This is a genomic window from Legionella qingyii, from assembly GCF_003184185.1.
Window position 1 is genome coordinate 82,659 of record NZ_QHJG01000031.1, and the last position, 19,153, is coordinate 101,811.

The window sequence follows — 19,153 nt, forward strand, 5'->3', positions numbered from 1 at the left end:
AATAAAAAGAATTACTATTTAATTAATCTTATGGAACTCCGATTAGGCATAGAAACTGATGTTTTTGAAAAAGCCCTAAAAGATACATTAGAAAAGCATATATTTCAGGATCTTTCTGCAAGTATCGAATATGCTTTAAAAATTGCAATGTCAAATTATTTGTCGAAATATAGTAACCTCCTAATAAAGAATGATTTTGTAATGGATACTGTTATTAAATGTAAGCAACCAAAAACTTTGACTCATGGCTTCGGCTTTAATTACCTTGATAAAGAACTGACTTTTGAACTTTCCTCAATAATTAAAATACAGAAAATGAGGCAAGACAAAGTTGAGTTCAATCCATTCATAAAAGGTGTTGTAATGAAATACTTTCCTATAAAGTCCGGACATATAAGAAATAATAAGAATAATGAATATCACTTATTTTATTTTATGGATGGAAAAATATTAAGCAATAATTATTTACATGAAATAGAGTTTACACGGATAGCAAAAAAAGACGTTGCAATAAAAGAACTAAAAACCCAAACAAATATTTTCATCAATAAATTAAGATTTTCTTTTAGGGTTAAAAACATTCTCACCCAACTATCTCCTGAAACCATTGAAAAACTTCAGGATAAAATGGTGCCAGAATGGTTTTATCTTTGTGATTTTGAAATGTTTAATTCTAAGCATCAGGAAATAACTTATTTTAATCTTATTTCTGGTAAACGATATATATGCTCCTGCTCCAGGGAATTCCACGAGCATTTATTGGCATCTAATCCTCCAACCGCTCGAAAAGATAATCTTTTAATGTTATCTGATATAGTTTGCTTACCGAGGCGGAATACAATTTGCCATGTATGCATAATACAGAAATACGGCTTTGATGAGTGTAAAAGACAATTTGGTATTCCTGACAAAACTTTACAATATTGTTTTGGACCTCTTTCATTTTTCTATTATAAAGACCCAAAATGGAGTTGGATTTACCATAATTTAAACTATATATTTAACCAACCCAAATGGATTAATGAAAATAATATGTTTCTATTCGCCAAGGAGCTACTTCCAGAATTTAAAATATTGCGGGAAGCCAGCCCTACCTGGCTGGGTAGTCAAAGTCTTGATGTCTATTTTCCTGAAATATCTTTGGCATTGGAATACCAAGGTAGACAACATTTTGAGCCAGTTGACTTTTTTGGCGGTGAAACAGCTTTAATAAAAAACAAAGAAAGAGATTTAAGAAAAAAAGAGCTTTGTAGGCAAAATGGCGTTTCCATTGTTTATGTTTATTATAATGAAAGCTTAACACTTGAGTTAATAAAAAAAAAATTGAATCCTTTTATTAAAAAGCTTCGTAGCAAATAGCCTATTTCGTTATGATATTATTATCAGAAACCAAATTATTTTCCCCATTAATTTGATTTCATTAATCATGTGGTATTCTCCCGTTTATTAATTAACCATACGGGTGTGATCATTCCTTTGATTTGTCTTGTGTGAACAAGACCATAATATCGACCATCGAATGACCATTCGCTTTGACTGGTCATTGTCAGGATTTCCTCTTTTTGAAGTTGGTAATTCATTACCTGCCATTGAGGTAATGTGCGGTTCATCCCATCCTGTAATTTTGGTTTTGAATAGGGGATTAGCATGTGATTCACAAAAACACCTTCGGTTGTCACCGAGAGAATATCGCCAGATAGAGCCACGACTTTTTTCATTAAATAACCATATCCACCACAATTAAGACCATGGTCTATATAGCCTCTGTTCTTGGCTAACCTAAACGACTTCCTGTCATCAGGACAAAAAATCACATAAGCATTTTTGAGAGATTCTGCACTGGTGATGCGATATAAGCCTATAGGTATGGATTCAGTCAGGTTTATCCTAAAACCCATAGCATGGAACAGTGCGCCTAAAGCAATAAGACATATAAAGAAAATAGCGATGAAGACGGACAATTTTTTCATAACTTGATGATCTCATCGTCACTTAAACGAGCACGCAAAATATCTGAGTGTACTGGTGCCTCGACAGATGCTCTGGCTAAGAAAACTGGATCGTTAAAATAAAGTGGCTGCTTCCCATAAATCGCAGGAAAACCAGCGACATAAACCACCATATCACCAGCCTCACGGATAAAACCATCGGAGTCTTTTTTGGGGCCAGGCATACGCAAACACTCATCAACGGTTAAAAGAGGTCTTGATACTTCCTGCACGGTTTTGGAGATTTGATTTAAGAACGTTGAAAAACGTTTGCCGCTGGTGGTGATGTGTTCTTTAACAATCGTCGTTTGGCCTGTCAGTTTGGAAAGATGTTCTGCTGTTTCAACTCGGTTAGGTGGATAAGCATTTTGAATATGGCAATTAGACGTGATGGTTTCATCAGGACCATAACCACGTTCACGGCTTTTAAGCTGATTAATGTCCTGACAAATTAAGTAAAACTTCAAACCATAACCCGCAACGAACGCTAATGACTCTTGCAGAATATCGAGTTTTCCAAGACTTGGAAATTCATCGATCATGTAAAGCAATCGATGCTTATACGTTTTTTTCGTTCTGACATAAGCTAAACCTTTGTCATCCGATACACGCTCAAACTCCATTTTGTCAGCCAATAACCTCACTATCATATTAATCATGACCCTAATCAGAGGCTGAAGCCTTGCTTTATCATTGGGTTGAGTAACAATATAGAGACTCACAGGACTTTCATAGTTCATTAAATCGCGGATGCAAAAATCTGAGGCAGATATGTTATGAGCAACTACTGGGTCACGATATAACGCCAGATAAGATTTTAAAGTGGATAACACAGAGCCTGCTTCTTCCTCGGGGCGGTCTATCATGTCACGGGCGGAGGCTGAAATAACGGGATGGGTTTTTCCTTCAATATGCGGGTATTGGGTCATTTCAATGAGCAGGTCGGCAATATTAATATTGGGATCCACCAGCATACGGTCAATGTTGGGAAATGTGGCCGGCTCCCCCTGGTTGTTTAGTTTGTAAATCGCATGCAGAATAAAACCAACCAAAAGGGCTTGCGATGTTTTCTGCCAGTGCGTTTCTAACCCTTTACCATCAGGATCAACCACAAGTGTTGCCAAATTTTGTACGTCACCCACCTCTGATTCTGTACCCACTCTGATTTCATCAAGCGGATTCCAACGGGCTGAGCCAGTTAATGTTGCTGGTTCAAAGCGAATCACTTTATTGTTAGCATGCTTTTGTCTCCAGCCAGCGGTCATGGCCCAAAGCTCGCCTTTTAAATCGGTAATCACGCAGGAATGCTTCCACGATAAAAGGGTAGGGATTACAAGGCCAACACCTTTTCCGGATCGCGTTGGTGCATAGGTTAAAACATGCTCCGGCCCATTATGGCGCAAATAATGAATTTCTCCCTGCGCATCTTCAATCGCCCCAACATACACACCTTCCTCCTGGTCAAGCAAACCAGCATTGTTCAAATCATCCTTATTCGCCCATCTGGCTGAGCCGTGAAGGTATTCGCTGATGTTTTCTTTTTTTAAATGGCGACTAGCGAACAACAGCATCATCAAAAAAAGGCAGCTGCTCATCACCACCATGCCAAAGGCGGCATTAAAATATTCGGGATGGTAATGATGATAGTTCATGTTCCACCAGAGCAGATTCCAGGGTAGATAAACATGCGCAAATGAAAAACCTAAATTCTCGTGGTAATGAAACTTATAAGCCACATATTGTGTGCCAATCTCCATGCTGATTAAAAATCCCAGAGTCACCATTACGATGAGTCTCATGGTCCTCTTGTTATCCTGTTTTTGTCTCACTTGTGGACCAATGGATTTATTGGGTTTACTCAGATTCATTGGCAGTCTCCAGATGCTTTTCGATTGACAAAATGGCTGACTTCATCGTCATTTTCTCCGGCACTGAAACTTCCTTCTGGAGTGCCTATCGACGTAATATTTTGAAATGCTGAATCCTGGTGTTCAGATGCTGATAAATCGTTTTGTGATTCCACCCGTTGATGAATTGCATCGGCAATTTTCCCACCGGTAGTTTCGGCCACCGTTGCAGCCATTGCCTCCTTCATAGCGCTTGCCTTTTCTCGTGCTACATCAAATGTCCCTGATGCTAAATGTGAGCCAAACGAACCTGCAAATTTGGATGCTTGCCCCATGGCTTGTGCCAAACTGCCGGTTTTGGAGCTGACATTGCCTTCTGACACAGAACCTAAATCACCAGCACCCATACTTTGGGAAGCGGCTTTGAATGCCGCATGAAGAGCGGATAAGCCTCCTGCACTTTGAGCACTGACAGCTCCTGCGCTGCTTGCCAAAGCAGCACCCGCAACGCCGGCAGCACCTAAAGCGCCACCCAGACCAATACCACCGCTGCCTCCGCCACCGCCAGATACAATGCTGGCGAGAACAGGGGGGATTTTATTAATCAATATCAGCAAAATAATGGATACAACGAGCATCACAAACATTTCTTTTAAGAGAATGTCCTTTGCCATAGCGGCATAATATTGATCGACAAAAGACTTACCAATACCAATAATCAAAATCATCGCAAATGCCTGTAAAGCAATACCCAACACTGTTTTGTAGTATTGAATCGCGATATCGCAAGTCCAGCGTCCGCCACCAAACCCTAATAAGATGATGCCGCCATAGGTTAAAATCCAGGCAGTAATCAGAATAATCAGCATGTTAATACTGACCAGTGCCAAAACGACCAGAATCACCCCTGCAACGATCAATCCCACCGTAGTTGCCGCAGGGGACCAGAGGGACGAGTTATTAATTGCTTTGGAAACAATATCAAAACCTACGTCAATAATGTCAGAGGGGGAAATGTGCGTATCAATTCCGGAAGCCTTTGCTGCGAGTTGTCGCATGGAGTCGATGATGGCGGTTGCAATGGCAGGTCCATTATCCAAAATCCAATAGAAAAAACCGACAACCACTAAAAATCGAACCGTTTCAGCCATAAACTCCTGAATATCCGCTCTTCGTAATGACATAAGCCCATAGGTCCATACCATGCTAATTAATGCCAGAGACCAGAAGAGGTATCGAGCATAACTTAATATGGTTTGGCTCCATGTAGAGGCTGTACTGGAAAACCGATACAGAATATTATCCAGCAAATCCCTGCTGTCCATGCTGCCTTGTGCATGAGCCGACAAGGAAAACCCAATTAAAAGGAATACGATTAAATAAGTGATTGTCTTTTTTTTCATGGGATTACCACTTTATACCTGAGCTTTTGGAGTAACTTCCGCCTTTAAAACAAGCATCAGCTATTGCCTGCAGCTCATCGGCTGTCCGACCCTCTTTGGAGCTGTTGCAGGTTAACGAGGCTAGATGCTCTGCCTTTTTTCGTGCTTTTACCTCAGCACTGTCACAGCCTGTAAGCAGGAATGCTAAAAGTGCTATGGATAATCCTAATCGTTTCATTGTTTTCTTCCTCTTGTTATCAATGGGTTACCATTTTTTTCCTGAACTTTTATGAAAGGTGCCTGACCTAAAACGTTCATCAGCAGCGGTTTGTATGGCTTCTTTGTTGGCTGCTGCTGCATCTTTTGTGGTTTGTGCGCTTTGTTGCGCTAACAAAAGTCCTCTTATTTGAAGCAGTTGATGGGATTGTTGGCTTGCCAGTTGCGAGGCAGCCTGGAGCGCTTGTTTTTGCCCCTGGGCAGTTTGAGCCTGAGATTGCAAGGTGCGCAGTTTTACCGAATCATCTTTTAAACTTTGCTGCTGTTTATCAATTCCCTTGAGCATGGCATCGTTAGCGCGTTTTTGAGCAACAGAAGCAGATATTTTACTTTGCCTTATTTTCTGGATTTCTTCGGGACTACACTGGTTACTGCCATTAAAGCAAGGTGTTTTTTGATAGTATTCCTGACTTTGATACCTATCCAGGTAACCTTGAAGGCTACCTGCTTCTTGTTTGTAATAATCAATCGTATCGGTCGATTCAAGCAGATTATCTATTACCCCATTGGCATTGTCCCACTGAAACGAAGTGAGTGATTTGGTGTTATCCAGCATGTTTTGATATTGCTGAATCTGGTTGTTGTATTGATCAACCTGAGTTTTATACTCTTTAATCTGGTTCAGTAGCATTTTTCCATTTTGTACGTAATTGGGTAAATCAAACACGGGCATATTGGAGCAGGCATTAAATGTCCATAAATAAACAAACAGGATTCGAAGTTTCATCACAGTTCCTCTTTTTTGTTATCTGAACTGCCGGTAGGGCTTTCTAAAAGTTAAATCTTTTACGACAATGATGTTGAATCGATAACCCGGACGAATGTTTAGAGTCGGTGCTACATTCAGATTTTTTGCCACCAGTTGTGACGTTACTTCGCCTAGCTGTTGACCCAATGCCTGACTTAATACACTGCCCGCTGTAGAGGGGCTAAATCCATACTGATTGGACTGATTACTGTTTTGACTGTAACTGATTCCCCCAACGATACCGGACATCAAGAGGGCTGAACCATAAATTCGTAAGTAATGATTATTTATTTGATCACGAAAGCCTGCGAAACCTGCACTATCAGCTCCTGGCATGGAGCCAATATCCAAAGCTTTTCCATCTGGAAAAGTAAGGCGTTGCCAGGCTACCAGCACCGAACTCTGACCAAAGCTCACCTCACTGGAATAAAGACCAAAAATCTTTGTACCTTGGGGGATTAAAAGATGTTGACCTGTCGCCGTATCATAAACGTTCTGGGAGACTTGACCGATGATTTGCCCAGGCAGTTCAGAAGAAATACCGCTTACCATCACTCCAGGAATAACACTTCCGGCTCTTAACTCGTATCTACTGTTGGGATTCTCGAGTCGTGAATTTAAATGCCAGCGCATTTCATTTTCCTCACCACCCAAAGTTTGCGGCATGGGTCTAGCATTTTGTCGTCCCTCGAGCAGTTGCAGTTGCTCTTTAAAGGAACTGCCGCCATCGACATCGAATGGTGCAACAGAATTGGCTCTGTGTGTAGTCATACTTTCTCTGGTATTTAGGTGAGGATTATCAACCATAATTAATGTTTTTGCTTTGACCGCTTCTTCAAATGCTTGGGTTTTTTCCTGACGAATTCGTTCCAGCTCCGTATCTGATACATTTTGACTATCCATGTCTTGTTTTTGAAGGAAGTTTTGTTCCACAGGTAACTCAAGTACCGGCTCATGATTGATGATGAGTGCCTCAGGCATCACACCGGTTTTGTGATTCCCAACGATTTCATTGGCCAGATTCATGTTATTTTTCTTCTGTCCCGTGACTTTTATTGCCTCTAGAGTTTGGTTTTGTGCATTGGCTCTCTTATGGGAAACAAAGACGATTAACACGACAAAAAGGGTCAACACGCCAATTGCTATCACTAAAGGGAGATTATTCACACGCTTGACTCCTGTTGTTTTGAGTTTTTGCGGTGAACTATTCGGTGATAATAAATCGATGTTTTGGTTCATTTTGTTACTCCTTGTGTGACCATGGGCTGGTTGGAGCGATTTTTTCTTTAGTTTTGACATAGACCCTGCTTAATGTTTGCGAGCCAATATAAAGGCTGACTCGATAGTGAGAGCCTTGCTTCATCTCATCAACTACATAGAAAAAATTTGCTTTTTGTCTCGGTTGGACGTTTTCAATCACGCCATAACCTTTGTTTCGCATTTCATGAATCAAATTAATGCCAAAGCCATCACTGACTTTTTGGCTGATATAAAAAATATTTTGCGCTGGCGGATAAATATGTGTGAGTTGTGACGCAGCATCTTTAGCCAAATAAATATCTTTACTCTGAGAGGCAACTGTAAAATTTCCATACTGCATGCTTGCGCAGCTCGACAAAACAATTACCAACAATAAAACACTTACTGTCCTCATCTCTAGCACCTCGTAATGGTAATTTTTTCTTGAGAAGAGCCACTTCCGATAATCAGTATTGCCTTGTCGAACACACTATCAACAATATATCGGCAGCCCTGCAGGCGATAATTGACCATCACCGATTCTGGTTTTTTAAACAAACCACCATTTCTTAAGACCAGTAGTGCAGGGGCTTCGCTTTCAGACATGCTTCCAGGCATTTCAATAATGGTTTTCACACCATTGTTATAAACCCGAACCGGTTTAAATCGGGAATTGCCTTGTATCCTGTAATTGAAATTAAGATCGCCTAAATATTCGTTGGTTTCTGTGAAGGTATTGGCTTTTCGCTGTTGTGCTTGCATGTGCTGAATCAAACGCCATTTGGCTTTTGCATCATCTGGATAAGTAAAAGAGACATAGGGCATAAACTCGTTTTGATCGGACTTCAACCTAAAATGATAGGTTCTTCTGTCTGTAGTAACGACTAGAGAAGTATCTAGCCCAACATCTTTGGGTTTAATTAACAAGTGAATTTGTTGCTCCATACCTGAACCCGTAATAGAAGGCTCAACGAGAAAACGTGGATCGCCGACATTCATATCGTTAAGCTGCTCACCAGACTGCAACGCAATGTCGCAAATCTGTAATGGTGCGCATACCACCCTGATTTGACCTGAACCATAAACAAAACTTACTGAGCCATCGGAAGAGTGGAATGGCTTGCTGGTTTTGTCACCCTTCTGCCATTCTTCTGCAATGCTTAAAGCCTGCTTTTCCTGATTCGATAATGCAGGGATGCTTTTAGAAAAATAGAAGTTAGCCAGCTCAGAGTTATCCACAGCAAAGCTTGTCAAAGGAAGCATCAAACCAAAGGAAAGAATTATTTTTTTCATGCATTTTCTCCATTCTTTAAGTCATAAGACCAATTGAAATCGCGGACATAAATCAGATGAGGGTTCTTTAAAATCGATTCATTAGATGCATCATTGAGCTCACCATCCTGATACATGGTCACAAGTGCTTTCATCTGGGCGGGCTTTTCTTTGAGCGTTCCGTCACGGTTTCTTACTGTCTCGACCCAATCAACCTGCCAGGTATCGGCAGATTCCTGCAGGACTGAACGAATCTCGATACTGACGATTTCATGAGCTGCACGGTCAAATGGATTGGAGTGTTGTTTGTCACTGTAAAATTCCTGAACTTTGGTCAATGCTGCATCGTTTTGGTTCAAATAGGAATAAACTTGAAATACAGCCTTTTTCTGCAGTGCGACATCTACACTGACCATTCGAATGTTTTCAATGAAATGGGCTGCAGCCGCTCGGTAATCATCGATACTTGCATCACCGACACGATCTGCGCGAGTGACTGAAAGTGTATTGCCGCTGGCATCCTGCTGAAATACCAAGGGGATAAATTTGGACTGACTTCCAATCGTTATGAGCCCACCAATAGCAGCCAAAGTGATTAAAAGACTACCTAGACTTACCAATTGCCATATCTGTAATGATTTCATAAGACCTGCAGTATGAAAATTCCAGGCTCTTTTGGCATTGAGATAAGGATTATCTGTTAAGTTGTTTTTTTTCTTTTTAAGGCTTAACTTTTGTTTTATTTGGTTCATGCTGCTTCTCCAAATTGATTCATCGTAATTCCTTTTTCTAAAAGCCAATATGAAACCCACTCAGCGCCATGTTGAGCCTCAAGCTGTTTCATTCGTTCGATGGAGTCAGGATCTGTGGCACCCACAAATGCTAACGCCAATGGACCTAAAGCCAATTGATAAAGACGCTGTCCTTTTTCACTGACGTAGTAGTAATCACGCTTGGGTTGAGCTGATGCAATGATGTCAATCTGGCGTGGGTTTAACCCCATCCGTTCATAGATCAGGCGTGTTTCAGGATCTCGTGCATAGAGATTAGGTAAAAAGATTTTTGTGGCGGTTGATTCAACTATGATGTCTAAAATTCCAGAATTCGCGGCATGTGATAAATGTTGCGTTGCCATAAACACCACACAGTTTTTCTTGCCCATTGAATCAAGCCATTCAGCAATTTTGTTTTTAAATACCGGGTGTGCCAACATCAGCCATGCTTCATCGAGTAAAATCAGGGTTGGCTTGCCATCCAGTGATGTTTCAATACGTCGAAACAGATACAGCAATACTGGTAAAGCAAATTTCTCACCCAGCCCCATAAGATGCTCAATTTCAAAGGTCATAAATGAGGACAGCCCTAGACCATCGGTTTCGGCATCCAATAAATGCCCCATCAATCCATCGATGGTGTACTGTTTCAAGGTTTCACGGATGGGTTCATCTTGAATGGTCATGACTAATTCAGATACGGTTTTAGAGCCACTCTGATGCATGCTCATGATGGCATGACCAATCTCATTGCGTTGAGCTGGGCTAGTATTTAACCCATTTAAGGCAAGAATCGTATCAATCCACTCCATAGCCCAAGCTCTATCTGCTTTGGTTGATAAAAACTGTAATGGTGCAAATGAGAGGTGCGAGTTTTTATCAGCAATGGTGTAATGTTCTCCTCCACTGGCCTTACACGTTGGATACATGGACATCCCTTTATCAAATGAATAAATCCGTGCATCTTTGTAGCGGCGCCAGGATAGTGCAATTAAACCTAGGTGAGTCGATTTCCCGGAGCGTGTAGGACCAAACATAATACCGTGTCCTAAGTCTCTTACATGAAGATTCAGCCGAAAGGGTGTGTTCCCCGTGGTGACACAATGCATTAATGGAGGGGATAGTGGTGGAAACAGTGGGCAAGGGGATTTGTTTTCGCCGGTCCAAATGCTGGAGGTCGGTATCAAGTCAGCCAAATTCATGGTGTTGATTAAAGGCCGTCTTATATTTTCAACACCATGTCCTGGAAGACTGCCCATAAAGGCATCCATGGTATTAATGGTTTCTGTTCTTGCCGTAAATCCCAAGGCATTGATGTTCTTTTCAATCAAAAGCGCTGCTTTTTCAACTAACTCACGGTCTTCGTTCATCAAAATGACAACCGAGGTGTAATAGCCTTGACCCACCATTCCTGAATTGGTTTCAGCAATGGCTGATTGTGCGTCATTCACCATATTGAGCGCGTCTTCATCAATCACACCTGAATTGGTGTTAAAAACCTGGTCGAAAAATCCCCTGACTTTTTGTTTCCACTTTTTACGGTATTTGGTGAAATGCGCCACCGCTTCATGTGGATCCATAAAAATAAATCGAGAACTCCAGCGATATTCAACTGGCAATTGAGTTAAGGCAGTTAGAATGCCAGGGTAAGACTCCATTGGAAAACCTTCAATCGCCACACATTGAATGAACTTCCGCCCAATTTTAGGCGTGATACCCGATGTTAATTCCTGACCACCGATTAATGCATCAAGGTAAATTGGGTTTTTAGGAAGATTGACTGGATGGTTAAGTCCTGTGACACAATAGTGCAAGTGTCTTAAGAAGTTGTCTTGAAGTACGGTATTGTTATATTCATCACTATGTTGTTCCGCTTTCAGTCGTTCGAGGTTAAGGGCTGAACTTAGTCGCGATTCAAAGTTTCTGCAGGCTTGTTTGAATTCTTCTATCAGTTGATGCGTCTTTGCCTTTTGGCTGAGATTCAATCCTTCGTCATCAAACATCAATTCCACAAAACGCTTTTGGGCAATCACTGGCGGATACCAGGTCAACGTAATCACAAAATACCCCTCATATAGGGTTTCCATGCTTTCAAAAAGTCTTCTTCTTTCCTCATCAACTGCTAAAGAAATTGCGTCTGGGAAATGAGAATGACCCCGCTCACTATAGCCGGGAGCCGCGCATCTCATTGCATCTACATGAATCATCCAGCCATTGCCCATGGCAGCCAATGCCTGATTGATTCGAAACGAGACCATCTCACGAGCCTCATCCGTGGTATTGGCATTATCTTCGCCCTGGTATTGCCAAGCCGCCATAAAAGAGCCGTTTTTACCGACGATCACCCCATCACCGACCACTGAGGCATAATTGAGTAAATCTGCCGTGCCTCCTGAATTATGGCGATGCTTTTTTAAATGATATTTACGACGGCTTTTCAGACGAATTTCCCAAAACAGGAGGCTTAAAAGTAAAAGCCCTGTGGTGCTGATTAAAAAGGTGATTAAGGCAATCATTGATAACCTCTTTTATTTATTTTGAAAGGAGTCGAACGGGCGGAATAGTAAGCCTGGTAACGTCTCTGTCTTAAATATATAGCCCTCATATAAGGGTCGGATTTGGCCATTAAACGAAGCCCTTTCAAGGATAAAAACCACATGACTAAACCTGCAAATGCTGCCAGCCAGTCTTGAGCTGCAAAGATTAGAATGGCTGACAAAAGTCCTGAGAACATGACTAGCTCACGGTCTCCGCCCATAAACAGACTGGGGCGGTTTCCACATCGGCGTATGGGGATGGTACGAAGACTCATCGATGAGTCTCCGTTGCAACGATTTCAACAGATGGCTTAGAAATTTCAGCACCTTTGCCAGTAATTGCCGTCATGGTATTTTGAGCTGCTACCAGAAATGAGAGTACCAACACAAAAAAGACAAGGGATCGCATAAATCCATTTAATTCACCGCCAAAAATAAGCGTCGCACCTGCTGCAACCAATCCAATAATGGCAGCACTAAAGGCAAAAGGGCCTGTAATGGATTTTTGAATTTTAGTTAGCCATGAGTCGAAGGGAAGTCCTCCACCTGCAGAGGAGGCCGCGGCTGGATGAGTGATTAACAACAAAAATAAAACGATTAATCCCATTATCCAGTAATTCTTTTGATTAAACAGAGTTGTTTGATTCATTCTTTTTCTCCTTAAATAAGTTTTTCGATGTTGTAATGTCCGTTTTCATAACCATGGACATTAATTATTTCTTGAATTTGTCGTCCCTGTGGGGTTCTTGAAATGTGCACGACACAATGAACAGCCTCGCCTATTAAAGGTTCAATTTCGGAGGGTGCTGCCGGATTTCTGGTGATGAGTGATTTCAACCGATGAAGTCCTGCAAGACAGTTATTGGCATGCAACGTGGCTGTTCCTCCCTCATGTCCTGTGTTCCAAGCATCCAGCAAGTCAAGTGCTTCACTACCCCGAACTTCACCAACAATGATTCGATCTGGGCGCATTCTGAGAGTGGTTTTTAAAAGCTGGGTCATGCTGACATCAAGCGTGGTATGGTATTGGACACAATTTTTTGCTGCACATTGGATTTCACCGGTATCTTCAATGATAAAAATACGTTCTTCAGGCGCATGAATCACCATTTCACTGATAATGGCGTTCACTAATGTGGTTTTGCCAGAACCTGTGCCGCCAATGACTAAAATGTTTCGGTGTGAAGAGACAGCTTGTTTAATCACCTCGCATTGGGCTTGTGTCATAATTTCTGACTGAACATAGTCATTGAGGGTAAAAACCGATAACGCTTTTTTGCGGATGGCAAAGGTTGGACTTGAAACAACTGGCGGCAGTTGTCCGGCGAAACGTGAGCCATCCAGAGGTAACTCTCCCTCTAGCAAAGGCTTCATACGAGTCACTTCTTTTCCATGAAAACCGGCAACAGTTTTGATGATGGATTCGGCACGTGCTGCATTGATATTCCCTATGCAACGCATGGTTTCACCAAGCTGTTCTTGCCAAAGCCTGCCATCTGCATTCAACATGATCTCTACCGTTTTGGGATCGCTAAGCGCCCCTTCAATCAAACCACCTAAATCACGCTTCAGCTTCTCTTTGGCACGGTCTTTAACCGTTAGTCCTTGTTCAACCAGATCTATCATTGAGTAACCTCATGTTATTGTTGATGGTTCTATGCTGGACTCATCTCGTGTTTAAATTTATTGATTAAGCGATCTACAACGCTTTCTTGATTAGGTACAGGTTCGCGATACCATTCATCCTTTTGACGATCTCGGTTAATTCTGCGTTGAATTTCTTCTCGATGAATTGGGAGGGATTTGGGGGCATCAAAAGCAAGACAAATTTCTCCATGCTGGTATCCAAGGACCGTGCAGTAAATATCTTCACCGATAACCACGGATTCCCCGACTTTTCTTGTTAAAAGTAACATAGTGCTTCTCCTCTTTTTATTTAAGTAAGTAGGCTTTTGCATTGCCGGATATTCTCTTCAACCACAGCTTGGCTTGCTGGTTGATGTGCTTCACCTGCGACATAAAAAGTATTCCGCCGTTTGATGTCACGACAACAACCAATCATCTGCGGCAGACTCGGCGGCATGTCACAATGATCCCGACAAGCTAAAATGGCCTGATTCAAAACCTCATCGCTAAATTGCTCCAATCCTTCCGACCACTCTTTTTTAGCAAACTCCAAAAATCCATCGCTCTTAAACTGACTGCGCCACAAATGCCCATAAAAGACCGCAAAGCGGGTAAACAAGTTCTCAATCCGCTTGTCGGTACCATTGCAAGCTGACGACATTGGTTTGCTGGTATTCATCCTCTGCGGAGCTTGCTGAGTCTTCTGTGTCTTCGTTCCAGAAGGGGTCATGGGCTGTTCCAGTACTTGCGCGATGCTTCTCATTCCTTTTCTCCTGCTTTAATTCGATTGTGACTTCATCTTCCCAACATTTTTGTGACAACCAATTCGCTGGAAATTTCCAGGCAGGGACCCACTCACCATGCGCTTCTTTTGCTTTATGGGCTTTGATTTGGCTATCGAGTGCTTGCAACATGGTTTGCAGTAAATGCTCATCGGGATTGATTTGTTGGAAAATTTCAAAAGCACGATCACGTGACTTTTTTTCGGGGTACATAAGCCAGAAATTGTCGAATTGGCGTAATAAATAAATATAATTATTTTCTTTTATAAGAGGTGTGGCGGCTTTTTGGGGTTCGTCTATGTCGGCTTTTATATCTGTATCCTCAGAAAATTCAGTATTTACAAGGGCTATCTCGTGCGGGTTTGTGGTGGCTTTCTGTGGTGGGTTTATGGCGGCTTTATTTTGGACAGAATAATGCTTTGAAGCTAAGAGACATTTTAAAATGAGTTGCATGCCTTCAGATTGAATCTCAATAATGCCCGCACGTACCAAACCTGAAATTGCACGACGCACTTGATCTCGTGAAAAATTTTGACTTTTAATTCCTTGATGTGGCTCGATATAAAGCTGCTCAGATATCGACTGATAACTAACTCGCCGCTTGATACCTGTTATTCCTGTTTTCACATCCATATACGGTCTTATTCCTCTAAGGTAAGCCAGCTGCTGGATATGAGGTAAACCACTCATTGCCGCCAACTCATCACTATTAATGACGAAATCCATCATGGGTGTATATCCCTGTTAAATCCTCGTTTTTATTTTCATAATGTGATAATCTTTATGAAAATACACTTAAAAATATCACTATTAGTGATTTTAAAGAGAATATATATCACATTACGTGATAAATCAATGATTGAACTTATTTTTATGAGGCGAATTTGGCTGAGCTAAACATTAAAAAAGAAATTGGCAGACGCCTTCTCGAGGCTCGAAAGGCAAAAGGCTTGACACTAAAAGAGCTTGGTGACCTTGCTGGTGGTCTTAAACAAACCCGCTTAACCAATTGGGAACAAGGAACGCGCGCACCTGGCCCAGAAGAAATCAAACAGCTGGCACATGCATTGGATGTTTCGCCAGCTTTTTTAATGTGCTTGTCAGATGAGATGCAAATTAAAAAAACACAAAGCCCTAGTCATTTGATTCCGCTATTGGATTCGCGTCAGGCTTGTGATGCAAAAATGTATATCAATGCTGATTCTGACTGTGAGTTATCTAATGATGTGGTTTTTATTTCTGTTAGCATAAAGCTATTGCCAGAATTAAGTAAGGAAGCATTCGCGCTGAAAATGACAGATGAAAGTATGCTCCCTGAAATTAGAGTGAATGATGTACTAATAATAGATACTTTGATCTCACCAAAACCAGGGGATTATGTTGTAGTTAAAGTAGCTAATAAATCAGAAGTCATCGTTTGCCAATACAAGAAATTGTCTTTTACCTCACCTGAATTCGAACTTCTGACGTTAAATGATAATTGGCCAAATATTAAAGTGGCTGATGGTCTTGAAATAGATATTGTTGGTAAAGTGATCCAAAAAATTCGTTCATACTAATTAACTTAATATACCTATCATCATAGCTCACATATTCTTAGAACGTCTTTTTTCTAATAAAAAATGTAAGTCTATCTATTAAGAATATTTTTTCTCTACCAGCAGAAGTAGAGGTAAAAAAACAGCTTGAAATCCCCCGTATTTTCAACTATTTTCAACTAAATTCCATATAAATGGGTTATGTTCCTATGACTGACAACGACATAATGCTTATTAAGGATTTGGCTAACTATCTGAAAATAGCTGAAAAAACTGCTTATAGGTTTGCTTCGGAAGGTAAAATACCAGGCTTCAAAGTAGGGGCTGCATGGCGTTTTCGTAAAAGCGAAATTGATCAATGGATTAAAAACCAAGAGCAAAAAGCTAAATAACAACAAAGTTAAATATGGAATAAGCAGAATTTTAATAAGAGAATCAAATGATTACAGGTGAAATCAAAAATAAAGTGGATCAGATTTGGAGTGTTTTCTGGTCAGGTGGTGTATCAAATCCTCTATCTGTTATTGAACAAATTACTTATCTACTTTTTGCTAAAAGGTTAGATGAGATTCACACAGCAAGGGAAGCACAAGCCCACTTATTAGGTGAAGAGATTACAGATCCTATCTTTGAAGAGGGACAGGAGCATTTACGCTGGTCAAGGTTTAAGGATTTCGAGCCTAAACGAAAATTTGAAGTATTTAAAGATGAAGTTTTTCCTTTTATTAAAGCACTTAATGGACGTGCTGGTAGTTCGTATACAAAGTTTATGACTGATGCTGTATTTATTATTCCAACCCCAGCCTTGCTTGATAAAGTCGTGAATATGATTGAGCATATCCCCATGCATGACAGGGATACAAAGGGTGACCTATATGAATACATGCTCTCCAAAATAGCGACTGCTGGTAAAAATGGACAATTCCGTACACCGAGACACATTATCAAACTGATGGTTGAGTTAACAAAGCCAACACCACAGGATATTATTTGTGATCCTGCTTGCGGTACTTGTGGCTTTTTGGTTGCTGCTGCGGAATATTTAGAAAAGCACCACAAAGAAATCAATCGTGATAAAAAACTCAAAGATCACTTTAACAATCAAATGTTCCATGGCTCAGACTTCGATTCTTCAATGTTACGCATTGGCGCCATGAACATGACTTTACATGGTATTGAAAATCCAATTATTGAAGATAGGGACTCATTAAGCGAAGACCATGCTGATAAACGTGATGCCTATACGCTTATTCTGGCTAACCCACCTTTTAAAGGATCACTAGATCATGAAAGTATTGCAAAAGACTTGCTCCAAGTAAGCAAGACTAAAAAAACAGAATTGCTATTTATCAGTTTATTTATAAAACAATTAAAACTAGGTGGCCGTTGTGCTTGTATTGTGCCTGATGGCGTATTGTTTGGCTCATCTACGGCGCATCAACAATTAAGACATGCCTTAGTCGAAGAACAAAAGTTAGAAGCTGTTATCTCCATGCCATCTGGTGTATTTAAACCTTATGCAGGGGTATCTACCGCCATATTGATTTTTACGCGCACTGATTCGGGTGGCACTGATAAAGTCTTGTTTTATGATATGAAAGCAGATGGTTTTAGTTTAGATGATAAGAGAGAGCCTATTCAAGCTAATGATATACCTGACATCATTGAACAATATCACCAATACAAGGAAGGTGAGGGTGATTTTTTCGATAAAAAAGGTAAAGCTTTCGTCGTTGATAAAAAAGATATTGCGACGAATAAATATGATCTTTCCATCAATCGTTACAAAGAAGTTGAATATGAAGAAGTAGCCTATGATGCGCCGCAGGTTATTTTAGATAAGCTTGATGACTTGGAGTTGGATATCCAGAGGGACTTGAAGGAATTGAGGGGAATGTTATATGAACATGCCTAACTGCTCAAGCTATCTGAATGAAGTGCGTTTTAATATTACAGATAAAGGTAGATATGATGATCCCCAAAATTAAGTTATCTAAAATATGTAATATTTCAATGGGGCAAGCACCTAAAGGTAGTTCATACAATGATGTTGCTGAAGGCTATCCATTAATTGCTGGTGCTGGCGATTTTGGCATAAGTACTCCAAATCCTAAAAAGCATACTGTAGAACCTACGCGCTTATCCCAAGTAGGCGACTTAATTCTATGTATAAGGGCAACTATAGGTGATTTAAATTGGAGTGATGACGAATATTGTTTGGGACGAGGAGTTGCTGGACTAAGACCTCTACCAGATAAAGTTGATAAAAATTATCTTTGGCATTTTCTTCAATCGTATAAAGATGAACTCCAAAAAAAGGGCACTGGCTCTACTTTCAAACAGATAAGTCGTTTACACATTGAAGAGTTAGAAGTTCCTTTACCAGCACTAAAGGAACAAAAACGTATTGCTGCAATTTTAGATAAGGCGGATGCAGTGCGACGTAAACGCCAACAAGCCATCGAACTTAGCGAACAACTCTTACGCTCAGTTTTTTTGGATATGTTTGGTGATCCAGTCTCAAACTCAAAAGGATTTAAGTTGGTCAATATTTCAGATATAGGAAAAATAATAACAGGAAACACACCCTCAAGAAAAAAAGAGCAATATTATGGCTCCGAAATTGAATGGATTAAATCAGATAACATAAATACCCCATTCCACTATTTAACAAAAGCAGAAGAGTATCTTTCCAAAGAAGGTAAATTGGTCGGTAGGTGTGCTCCGAAAAACTCTATTCTAATAACTTGTATAGCAGGAAGTAAAAACTGCATAGGTAATATAGCAATGACAGATAGAGAGGTTGCATTCAATCAACAAATTAATGCAATCATACCCAATGAAAAAATATTGCTTTATTTTCTATATGCCCAGCTCTTATTTAATAAAGGAATAATCCAGAATGCTTCAACTAATAGTATGAAAGGGATGGTTAGCAAATCTAAACTATCTAATATTAAAATTTTACTTCCACCTATAGTTGAACAAAAGAAGTATACACAGTTCTTTTCAAAAGCAGTAAAGAAATTACAGAAAGATAACCTGGCATATAATGAATTAGATAAGCTTTTTAATGCATTAACGCAAAAAGCATTTAGAGGTGAATTAAGCAAACAATCAGAAACAGAATTAGCATAAAGGATAC

General features: G+C 40.4%; 21 protein-coding genes. 5 read left to right on the forward strand and 16 right to left on the reverse strand.

Annotated features, from left to right (window positions below; translation table 11 throughout):
• Positions 1-30 precede the first annotated feature (30 nt).
• Entirely contained in the window at positions 31-1,359 is a 1,329-nt protein-coding gene (locus tag DGG96_RS16440; protein WP_110142768.1) for a hypothetical protein, read from the forward strand.
• Positions 1,360-1,424: 65 nt separating this feature from the next.
• Here DGG96_RS16440 and traF read toward each other — a convergent pair whose 3' ends face one another.
• Genes traF through DGG96_RS16520 form a run of 16 tightly spaced genes read right to left on the reverse strand, consistent with a single transcriptional unit; the run spans position 1,425 to position 15,196 of the window.
• Complete coding sequence (gene traF, locus DGG96_RS16445; protein WP_110142767.1) at positions 1,425-1,970, reverse strand: conjugative transfer signal peptidase TraF; 546 nt, start codon at positions 1,968-1,970, stop codon at positions 1,425-1,427.
• Entirely contained in the window at positions 1,967-3,856 is a 1,890-nt protein-coding gene (locus DGG96_RS16450) for a type IV secretory system conjugative DNA transfer family protein (protein WP_110142766.1), read from the reverse strand. The genes traF and DGG96_RS16450 overlap by 4 nt, the downstream gene beginning before the upstream one ends.
• Positions 3,853-5,238 (reverse strand): P-type conjugative transfer protein TrbL, encoded by a 1,386-nt coding sequence (gene trbL, locus DGG96_RS16455; protein WP_110142765.1) that lies wholly within the window; start codon positions 5,236-5,238, stop codon positions 3,853-3,855. The genes DGG96_RS16450 and trbL overlap by 4 nt, the downstream gene beginning before the upstream one ends.
• Positions 5,239-5,242: 4 nt before the next feature.
• On the reverse strand, positions 5,243-5,455 hold the full coding sequence (locus DGG96_RS16460) for a hypothetical protein (protein WP_110142764.1): 213 nt from the start codon (positions 5,453-5,455) through the stop codon (positions 5,243-5,245).
• A gap of 27 nt (positions 5,456-5,482) precedes the next feature.
• Complete coding sequence (trbJ, locus tag DGG96_RS16465) at positions 5,483-6,220, reverse strand: P-type conjugative transfer protein TrbJ (protein ID WP_110142763.1); 738 nt, start codon at positions 6,218-6,220, stop codon at positions 5,483-5,485.
• An 18-nt stretch (positions 6,221-6,238) separates the two neighbouring features.
• Positions 6,239-7,480: a TrbI/VirB10 family protein gene (locus tag DGG96_RS16470; RefSeq protein ID WP_110142762.1), complete on the reverse strand. Its 1,242-nt coding sequence runs from the start codon at positions 7,478-7,480 to the stop codon at positions 6,239-6,241.
• Positions 7,481-7,484: 4 nt separating this feature from the next.
• The gene (locus DGG96_RS16475) at positions 7,485-7,895 is read right to left on the reverse strand and encodes a conjugal transfer protein TrbH (protein WP_110142761.1); all 411 of its coding nucleotides are present in this window, start codon (positions 7,893-7,895) and stop codon (positions 7,485-7,487) included.
• Positions 7,896-7,897: 2 nt separating this feature from the next.
• Complete coding sequence (trbG, locus tag DGG96_RS16480) at positions 7,898-8,773, reverse strand: P-type conjugative transfer protein TrbG (RefSeq protein WP_110142760.1); 876 nt, start codon at positions 8,771-8,773, stop codon at positions 7,898-7,900.
• Positions 8,770-9,504 (reverse strand): conjugal transfer protein TrbF, encoded by a 735-nt coding sequence (locus DGG96_RS16485; RefSeq protein ID WP_110142759.1) that lies wholly within the window; start codon positions 9,502-9,504, stop codon positions 8,770-8,772. The genes trbG and DGG96_RS16485 overlap by 4 nt, the downstream gene beginning before the upstream one ends.
• Positions 9,501-12,041, reverse strand: coding sequence for a VirB4 family type IV secretion/conjugal transfer ATPase (locus DGG96_RS16490; RefSeq protein ID WP_110142758.1), 2,541 nt, complete (start codon positions 12,039-12,041; stop codon positions 9,501-9,503). The genes DGG96_RS16485 and DGG96_RS16490 overlap by 4 nt, the downstream gene beginning before the upstream one ends.
• Positions 12,038-12,337, reverse strand: coding sequence for a conjugal transfer protein TrbD (locus tag DGG96_RS16495; protein ID WP_110142757.1), 300 nt, complete (start codon positions 12,335-12,337; stop codon positions 12,038-12,040). Before DGG96_RS16495 ends, DGG96_RS16490 begins: the two co-directional genes overlap by 4 nt.
• Positions 12,334-12,711 (reverse strand): TrbC/VirB2 family protein, encoded by a 378-nt coding sequence (locus DGG96_RS16500; protein WP_110142756.1) that lies wholly within the window; start codon positions 12,709-12,711, stop codon positions 12,334-12,336. The genes DGG96_RS16495 and DGG96_RS16500 overlap by 4 nt, the downstream gene beginning before the upstream one ends.
• Positions 12,712-12,722: 11 nt before the next feature.
• Positions 12,723-13,688, reverse strand: coding sequence for a P-type conjugative transfer ATPase TrbB (gene trbB / locus DGG96_RS16505; RefSeq protein ID WP_110142755.1), 966 nt, complete (start codon positions 13,686-13,688; stop codon positions 12,723-12,725).
• Between the two features lie 29 nt (positions 13,689-13,717).
• Positions 13,718-13,978 (reverse strand): carbon storage regulator, encoded by a 261-nt coding sequence (locus DGG96_RS16510; protein ID WP_110142754.1) that lies wholly within the window; start codon positions 13,976-13,978, stop codon positions 13,718-13,720.
• Between the two features lie 20 nt (positions 13,979-13,998).
• The gene (locus DGG96_RS16515; protein ID WP_110142753.1) at positions 13,999-14,307 is read right to left on the reverse strand and encodes a Vir protein; all 309 of its coding nucleotides are present in this window, start codon (positions 14,305-14,307) and stop codon (positions 13,999-14,001) included.
• A 4-nt stretch (positions 14,308-14,311) separates the two neighbouring features.
• Complete coding sequence (locus tag DGG96_RS16520) at positions 14,312-15,196, reverse strand: hypothetical protein (RefSeq protein WP_110142752.1); 885 nt, start codon at positions 15,194-15,196, stop codon at positions 14,312-14,314.
• A gap of 158 nt (positions 15,197-15,354) precedes the next feature.
• Here DGG96_RS16520 and DGG96_RS16525 point away from each other — a divergent pair, with 158 nt between their 5' ends.
• The 4 genes from DGG96_RS16525 (at position 15,355) to DGG96_RS16540 (ending at position 19,146) form a co-directional block, all read left to right on the forward strand.
• A complete protein-coding gene (locus DGG96_RS16525) occupies positions 15,355-16,029 on the forward strand; it encodes a LexA family protein (protein WP_110142751.1) in 675 nt (224 codons plus the stop codon).
• A 188-nt stretch (positions 16,030-16,217) separates the two neighbouring features.
• The gene (gene mads1, locus DGG96_RS16530; RefSeq protein WP_110142750.1) at positions 16,218-16,400 is read left to right on the forward strand and encodes a methylation-associated defense system helix-turn-helix domain-containing protein MAD1; all 183 of its coding nucleotides are present in this window, start codon (positions 16,218-16,220) and stop codon (positions 16,398-16,400) included.
• Between the two features lie 47 nt (positions 16,401-16,447).
• Complete coding sequence (locus tag DGG96_RS16535; protein WP_110142749.1) at positions 16,448-17,923, forward strand: type I restriction-modification system subunit M; 1,476 nt, start codon at positions 16,448-16,450, stop codon at positions 17,921-17,923.
• A 53-nt stretch (positions 17,924-17,976) separates the two neighbouring features.
• Positions 17,977-19,146: a restriction endonuclease subunit S gene (locus DGG96_RS16540; protein WP_158618880.1), complete on the forward strand. Its 1,170-nt coding sequence runs from the start codon at positions 17,977-17,979 to the stop codon at positions 19,144-19,146.
• Positions 19,147-19,153 lie beyond the last annotated feature (7 nt).